The organism is Desulfosarcina sp. (genome assembly GCF_041551955.1).
In the GTDB taxonomy this organism is placed as follows: Bacteria; Desulfobacterota; Desulfobacteria; order Desulfobacterales; family Desulfosarcinaceae; genus Desulfosarcina.
Genome location: NZ_JBFELV010000244.1, coordinates 1 through 7,540, shown reverse-complemented (window position 1 = coordinate 7,540; position 7,540 = coordinate 1). Strand labels below are relative to the sequence as shown.

The following is a 7,540-nucleotide window of genomic DNA, read 5'->3' as shown; positions in this document are numbered from 1 at the left end:
CTCACCCACCTCGTCCATGGCACTGATCAGCCCGTCGTTCAAGATGGCGCCGATGTCCGTGCCGCCGTCCAGCTCGGCCTGGGTCTTGGCCTTTACCGTCTCCTCGTCAAATGCCAGTACTGCGTTGAAGATGTCCTGGGTGGTCATAAATGAACCTCCTGATTGTGAGTGATAGGTTTTTTGCGATGACACTGCTGTCTCTTGGTCGACTGATGATATTTCAACTGGAAAAATTGAAACTTTTAATTAAGGCATACGCATAGGACAACTGGTGAATACGGTCAAGATTTATCCTTGCGATTGGCGACGTAAGCAGCCAAGGCCATTTCCACATCCGGGTCGATGGGGGGTTTTTCATACGCGGCCAGGCGGCGGCTTAGGCCCTCGGCGGCGACCTGGTCGATACGCTTGGAACCGGCGGCTTTCCAGCCGGCATAATTCTGCCGGTTTAAAAAGTCGGTCATGTAGAATTCCGTGCGGCACAGTTTGAATGTTTTGGGCTGGGTCAGGTATTGGCCGCCGATACCCACGCTTTTGATCATCTCTACATCGATGGCCTCAGGGGAGACGTCGATGGGTTTGATCAGCTGGCGAATGATTCCGCACATTTCCTCGTCCATCATGAATTTTTCAAAGCTCATGGCGATATAGGAGCCCAGTATTCCGGCCGAATGCAGAATGAAGTTGATGCCGCTGCGGGCTGCGGTAGACAAGGCCAGCATGGATTCCGCCGCCGCCTGCCCGTCAGGGAAATGGGCATCGGTTAGACCGCCCCCGCTGCGGCTGGGGAGCTTGTAAAAACGAGCCATCTGCGCAGTGGCCGAAACCACCATGGACAGTTCTGGGCAGCCGATGGCCAACCCGCCTGTACGCATATCCATTGCCGAGGATGTGGATCCATAGACCACCGGTGCACCGGGATTGACCAGTTGTGCCAGGGTGATACCCGCCAAGATCTCGGCATTCTGCAGGGACAATACGCCGGAAAGGGTCACCGGTCCGGACGAACCCGCCATGATCAGCGAGGCAATCACGCAAGCCTGGTTGGCCTTAGCCAGTTCAATCAGAGACCCGGCCATCTCGTCGGAAAACTGAAGCGGCGACAGTGAATTGATTAGGGATACCGATACCGGTCCCGTGGCCGTTAGCTTGTCTTTGCCCCCCCAGATGATGGATGCCATCTCAATGCAGTCCCGGGCGCCCTGTTTGGATACCGGACTGCCCATAAAGGGTTTATCACACAAAACGATACTGGAGAAGATCATGTCCAGGTGAGCGGTCTCAGGCGCCACATCGCCCGGCTCCACCATCATGAACCCGTTCATGTCGATGGTTTTGGATGTCTGGATCAGTTTGCAGAAGTTGTCGTAGTCCGCCATGGTGGCTTCCCGCTGGCTGCCGTCCGGCAGGGCGATGAAGGGTGCACCGTAGCCAGGTGCAAAAACGAAATCGTCCTCTCCCACGGCGACGTTTTTTTGCGGGTTCCGTGCAGTCACCGTGAACCGTGAAGGCGCGGTCTCGAGCGCTTTCTGTACCTGAGCCTCGGTCATGAAAACCGTTTTTCCACTCACCTTGAACCCCTTGGATGAGAAGATTTCTATCGCTTCGGGTTCATTGAAGGCCACACCGACGCTGGAAAGCAGCTCCATGGATGCATCGTGAACCTGGGTCATCTGCTCCGGGGTGAAGGTTTGCATGCGGTCGTACATGATCGATCCTCCTTGTTGCGGTTAATGGCGACAATTCGATAGGCGCGGGAGAGACTTTTGCGGTGCTGTCGTTGGAAAGGCTTTCCAACCAATGGGTATTGCGAGGCTTATAAAGCAGGTTGCATGCCATGACGGACTAGTTTGCAAAAATGATGGCCGACACCCCAGACTTTTCGCATCGGGCGAGAAAAGACATGCAAAACATCCTGAAAAATTTATTATTTTAAGTCATGTAGCATAAAGGCGCCCAGGGATGGAGTGGTTTTTGGTCTGAAAACTGATCGATTGAATATGAAAACCGACAAAATAATTTACACAATAAAGAGAAAAAATGTTTTCATTGATTGTTTTTTTTACATATAATCAACCCATGTGGAAAACAAACCGTAAATAACCAGCGATGGAGGCTGACCTTGTCTGATCAACCGTCGAATCGATCTATTTTGCCCGATTTTGACAATCTCGATTTCGTGCCGGTGTTCGATGCCTTCGATGAAGGCATCATCATCACCGACACCGGCGGCCGCATTCTCTATTACAACGAAGCCCAGGCGGGTATTGACGATCTGCGTCCCGGAAACGTGATCGGCAAGCGGGTGGGGGACATCTATCGGTTGGATTGGCATGACAGCCTGATCTTCAGATGCCTGGAGGCCGAAACACCCATTATCGGCAAGCTGTTTTTTTACCGGACCTGCAAAGGAAAGCTGGCCAATACGATTCACAGCGTCTTACCACTGCACCTCAACGGTAGTCTGGCGGGTGCCATCTGTTTTGTAAAAAACTACAATTTACTGGAAAAGGTCATGTCCGGTTATTCCACCTGGTCGCCGAACACCCCCCCGGAATGGACCAACGGCACCCGATACCAATTTTCCGATATCATGGGTGTGGAAAAAAGCATACTCCACGCTCTGACCATGGCCCGTCTGGCTGCGGAAAGCAGTTCACCGGTGATGCTTTTCGGTGAAACCGGATCGGGCAAAGAGATGTTTGCCCAGAGCATTCACAATTACAGTCCCCGCAGGGACAACCCGTTTGTGGGAATTAATTGCGCGGCGATTCCGGACACGCTGTTAGAAGGTCTGCTGTTCGGAACGGTAAAGGGGGCGTTCACCGGCGCGGTAGACAAGATGGGTCTCTTTGAACAGGCCAACGGCGGAACGCTTTTCTTGGATGAGATCAATTCGATGCCCATTGCCCTTCAGGCCAAACTGCTGCGGGTGCTGCAGGAGAAAAAAATCCGGCGTGTCGGGGCGTCCGGTGAAGTGCCCGTCGATTTGAAAATCATCAGCTCCGTTAACATTCCCGCCCACAAGGCTATTCGGGAAAAACAGTTGCGCATGGACCTGTTTTATCGCCTGGCCGTGGTCTACATCGCCATTCCCCCTTTGCGCGAACAGCCTGAAGGAATCGAAACGCTGACCCGCCATTTCATTTACAAAAATAATCTGGTTCTCGGTAAAAAGGTGTGCGCAGTCAGCGAACCGGTCATGTCGTTTTTTCGAACCTATCACTGGCCGGGAAACGTTCGTGAACTCGAACATCTCATTGAAGGGGCCATGAACACCATCGGTCCGGACACGACCCTGCGCATCTCCCACCTGCCGCCGCATCTGCTGCTGTATCAGATTCATGATGACGGCCCGCCGCTGCGGGTTATGCCGATTGACCATCCGGCGACGTTGCCGGTTGAGCCAACCGGCGACCCCGATGGTGGTGTGGCACCCCCCGGACCCGGTGTGCGGGACCTGCGGGAGCGACGGCAGGAACAGGAACTGAAGATGATTGACGACGCCCTGTGGGCCGCCGGGGGTAATATTTCCGCGGCCGCAAGGATGCTCAACGTGTCTCGGCAGCTGATTCACTACAAGATGCGCAAATATGGATTGCGCAGGAAAACCTACCGCGGGCCGATCGGAAATAGTCCGATCAGTTAAGCCTCCTACCAGGTCACGCTCATCATCGAGCAGTTGAGGCCGCTGCCGATCCCCATGAGCGCCACGTGGTCGCCCGATCGGATGTGGCCGGATTCGGCGGCTTGGCTCAAGGTGATGGGCACGGCTGCCGGACCGATGTTGCCCAGGGTGGGAAAGTTCAGATGATGTTTTTTCGGTGTCAGGCCCAGTTTGTCGTTGAGCACCTCCATGTTTCGCCGGCTTACCTGGTGGGGCATGTAGGCGTCGATTTGCGCATCGCTCCAGCGGTTCAGGCTGCTGCAGGCCTGGTCCCAGGTTTTTTTGGCCAGTTCCACGCCGAAGATGAGCACCTTGGAGGCATCGGCGGTCATCTTGTCCCGCTGTCCCAGACAGAGGCGGCTGTGGCGCGTGGCCGCGCGGGTCACCGACCCGTTGACCACGTGGCCGGTTGTGGCACGATCCCGGTGACACAGGATCATGGCCACCGCCCCGGAGCCCAGGGTGAGGGTGGCGAACTGGTCCCTGAAATCCTCCGGCTTGGTATCCGGTCGACGCAGCCGGTCGATGGTCGCCTCGACCACTTCCCGTGAATTTTCCCCATCGACGATGAGTCCGTAGTCGACTAGACCGGCGTCGATCATCATGCCCATGCTGGCCATGGCGTTGACAAAACCCAGACAGGCGTTGCCCAGGTCATAGTTGATGCAGTGGTCGGCAAGTTTCAGATTGCCGTGCACCAGGCTGGCCACGGAGGGTTCGATATAGTCCTTGGAGACTGACGTGCTGATCAAACAACCGATGGCCTCGCGGGGAATGCCGGTTTGCTTCAATACTTTTTCTGCAGCTAGGGTGGCCACGTCGCTGGCCTGCTGGTCGATGTCCCAGAAGCGTCGTTCCCGGATGCCTGAGAGCCCTTCGATAATCCCGGGCTTGATGCCGATGCGGTCCAAGGTGGTCGACAGCTGCGACTCTATCTCGGCAGAGGTGATGATCGTCGTCGGCAGTGCACAGGCCACCGCCTCGATGGCCACATTCTTGAATAACATCGGTTTCATGGCTGTTCCTCCAACGCGTTCTGACCGGTACCGTCGTTGAAAACAATTTTGTCCTCGGCTTCATAGCATGTCCGAGGGGTTAAAAAAACCGGAAACCATCAGGATGCGGCGTCGGCTGCAGGGAGGGTCATCTTGTGGGTGGGTTGCCGAAGGGCGCGTCTGGATGTGGTTAGACGCCAGGCATTATCTTGTCCGTCCTGATTCATCGCGTTTGGAGTGCTGACAAGTCGACAATCATATCCGGCCCGGCAGGGGTGCCGGTCCTTTTCAACTGACCAGAAATGGGGTATCAACAGGTTTTATATCAAGCGATCTAAATCCATAGGTCCGGCTTTGTATTCGATGAAGCACCTTCACGACATTGAATTTGTGGAACCGGTTGCCAAGGCCATCTGGCTGGTGAAGGGCCCTGGAAAGGGCCGATTTCCCCACTGCCACGGGTTCCTGATGACGGGGGGCCAGACCGTGCTGGTCGACGCCGGTATCGGCGCCGAACGAATCGGTGAGATCGATCGCCGGGTGCGCATCGACATCCTGATCATCAGCCATTCCCATCCCGACCATATACTGTCATGGCATGTGCTCAACGATCGGCAATTGTATTTGCCGGTCCAGACCCCCGCCTCCGTGGGTGACCTGCGACTGCTCGGGCAGCGATTCGTCGAGGGCCGTCAGGCGGCGCAATACTGGACGTGGGTGGCGTCGAGTCGGCTCGGCATCCATCCCATGCGCGGACCGGACCACCGATTTGACGACGGTGAAATTCTGGATTTGGGCTCCATTCAGCTCCAGGCGATTCATGCGCCCGGCCACCTGGATGATCATTATTGTTTTCTGGAGAAGTGTTCGGGGACGCTGTTTTCCACCGATATCGATTTCACCGGGTTCGGGCCCTGGTACGGCAACCCGGAAGGGGACATTCATCGGTTTCGCGATAGTGTGTCTGTGCTCCGCAACCTGCCCTACCGTCAGATCTGTGCCTCACATAAACCACCGATCCCCTTTTGCGATGCCGATGCGGCATTCGATCGCTACCTGAAGGCCTTTGACCGGCAGAAGGCGGCGATTTTCGATTTGTGCCGCGAGGGAATGGACCTGACGGGGATGGTCAACCGATCCCCTTTTTACCGGAACCGGATGCCCGACAGCACACTTCAGCACATATTCGAAACCCAGATGATCCGCAAAAACCTGGCCCTGTTGCTTGATGAAGGCCGAATCGTCGAAAAAAAAGGCAAATTCCGCGCCCTCTAGATGGTTGCCCATCCCATCGGCCGGCATGACTGGATCGATTTTCCGGCCTCAATCGGTGTGGGCCTGATCTCCCCCGTAAAGGGCCTTTACACCCTCCCGATCGATGCTGCCGTTTTTTTCCGGGAGTGATTCCACGAACTGCACATATTGCGGTTTTTTGTAGCGGGCGATGCGGCCACCCACGAATTCGATGAGTTCTTTTTCAGCCAGCTGTTGTCCGGCTTTCAACACGCATACCGCCTTGATGCCTTCCTTCCACTTGGGATCCGGCACCCCGAAAACCATGGTTTGTGCGACCGCCGGATGTGCCAGGATCACTTTTTCCACCTCAGCCGGATAGACGTTTTCTCCGCCGGGCTTGATCAACTCCTTTTCCGGCTTGCGGCCGGCGTACCATAAGAACCCGTCTTCATCGAAACGGCCAAGGTCGCCGGTGTGATGACGCCCGTGGCGGAAGGTATGGGCATTGTCCGCGTCCAGGCGCCAGTATCCTTTGAATACCATGGGGCCTTTGAGGGTGATCTCCCCCACTTCTCCCGTCGGCACCGGATGGTCCGCATCATCTACCAGCTCCACCAGACCCAATGGAATAGGTTGACCGGCTGAACCGGGCCGGTCATCGTAGCGGCCCATGCTGGTAATCAAAGAGGTTTCCGTCTGGCCATACATGCTGTAAAAACAGCCATCGGTTTGCTTCTGGTACCGCTCGATAGTTTCCGGTGATTCCAGTCCCATGACGGCCCTCAGCGATGATATGTCGGCCCCCGTTTTTGCCTGCTCATCCAGAATGGAACCGAGAATCGGTGAGAAATCAAAAAACACGGTAACTTTCTTGGTTTGGATCAGCTCCACGGCTTGGTTTGCGTCAAACTTGCTCATGTTGACATTCATCGCTCCGGCGTGAAAGGCATTGACGGCCATGAAGAGGCCGCCCACGTGGAACAGGGGCAGCAGGTTCAGGTGAACGTCTGCAGGCGACAGGCCGAAGCAGTAGTTGAGATGCAGGCTTGCGCAAAGCAGATTGGCGTGGCTCACCAGAGCGCCCCGCGGGCGGCCGGCTACCGCAGCCGTGTGGATGATAACCAGGCCGGCGTCGGCCTCGACCGGTTCAACGGGGAGGGGCGCATCAACCATCAACTTGCGGAAGGCATCGAAGGGGCCGGTATCGTTCAGGTTAAAATAACGTTTGATCGAGGGGAGTTGATCCTGAATGCTCGAAACCACGTCGCCGAATTCGTCATCGACAAATACGGCAGCCGCTGCGCAGTCGTTGAGGTTAAAGGCCATCTCCTCCGCGGAAAGGCGCCAGTTGATGGGCAGCACGATGGCTCCCAGGGCGGCAGCGGCGCCATAAATCTGAAAAAAACCCAGGCTGTTCTTTCCCACGACACCGATCCGGTCTCCGGTTTTGATGCCGACCCGTTGCAGACCGGCGGCCAGCCGGTCCACCTGCTTCTTGTATTGCCCGAAGGTCGTCGTTGTGCCGGTGTCGGCTTCGAACCAGGCCGGCCGGTTCCGGAAACACCGGGCGTTGCGACAGATCATGTCATACAGGGAAAAATCGTAAAGCCCCATGGTTTATACTCCTTTTACTATTATTGGG

The 7,540-nt window shown here is 55.9% G+C and carries 6 protein-coding genes; 2 read left to right on the top strand and 4 right to left on the bottom strand.

Features of this window, described 5'->3' with window-relative positions; translation table 11 throughout:
- A partial coding sequence (locus tag ABYV26_RS16615; protein WP_372682476.1) for a B12-binding domain-containing protein occupies positions 1-147 on the bottom strand: 147 nt, incomplete at its 3' end.
- Between the two features lie 134 nt (positions 148-281).
- Entirely contained in the window at positions 282-1,709 is a 1,428-nt protein-coding gene (locus tag ABYV26_RS16610; protein ID WP_372682475.1) for a trimethylamine methyltransferase family protein, read from the bottom strand.
- 413 nt (positions 1,710-2,122) lie between these two features.
- On the opposite strand from ABYV26_RS16610, the gene ABYV26_RS16605 reads away from it, so the two are divergent.
- Positions 2,123-3,649 (top strand): sigma-54 interaction domain-containing protein, encoded by a 1,527-nt coding sequence (locus ABYV26_RS16605; protein WP_372682474.1) that lies wholly within the window; start codon positions 2,123-2,125, stop codon positions 3,647-3,649.
- A gap of 5 nt (positions 3,650-3,654) precedes the next feature.
- On the opposite strand, the gene ABYV26_RS16600 is transcribed toward ABYV26_RS16605, so the two are convergent.
- A complete protein-coding gene (locus ABYV26_RS16600) occupies positions 3,655-4,683 on the bottom strand; it encodes a 3-oxoacyl-ACP synthase III (RefSeq protein WP_372682473.1) in 1,029 nt (342 codons plus the stop codon).
- A 342-nt stretch (positions 4,684-5,025) separates the two neighbouring features.
- Between ABYV26_RS16600 and ABYV26_RS16595 the strand changes: the two genes are divergently transcribed.
- Positions 5,026-5,937 (top strand): MBL fold metallo-hydrolase, encoded by a 912-nt coding sequence (locus ABYV26_RS16595; protein ID WP_372682472.1) that lies wholly within the window; start codon positions 5,026-5,028, stop codon positions 5,935-5,937.
- Between the two features lie 48 nt (positions 5,938-5,985).
- Here the strand turns inward: ABYV26_RS16595 and ABYV26_RS16590 are convergent, their stop codons facing one another.
- A complete protein-coding gene (locus ABYV26_RS16590) occupies positions 5,986-7,512 on the bottom strand; it encodes an AMP-binding protein (RefSeq protein WP_372682471.1) in 1,527 nt (508 codons plus the stop codon).
- Positions 7,513-7,540 lie beyond the last annotated feature (28 nt).

Excerpts from the sequence above, each read along its gene's own strand:
- ABYV26_RS16590 (WP_372682471.1), bottom strand. The coding sequence starts at position 7,512 with ATGGGGCTTTACGATTTTTCCCTGTATGACATGATCTGTCGCAACGCC.
- ABYV26_RS16595 (WP_372682472.1), top strand. The coding sequence starts at position 5,026 with ATGAAGCACCTTCACGACATTGAATTTGTGGAACCGGTTGCCAAGGCC.
- ABYV26_RS16600 (WP_372682473.1), bottom strand. The coding sequence starts at position 4,683 with ATGAAACCGATGTTATTCAAGAATGTGGCCATCGAGGCGGTGGCCTGT.
- ABYV26_RS16610 (WP_372682475.1), bottom strand. The coding sequence starts at position 1,709 with ATGTACGACCGCATGCAAACCTTCACCCCGGAGCAGATGACCCAGGTT.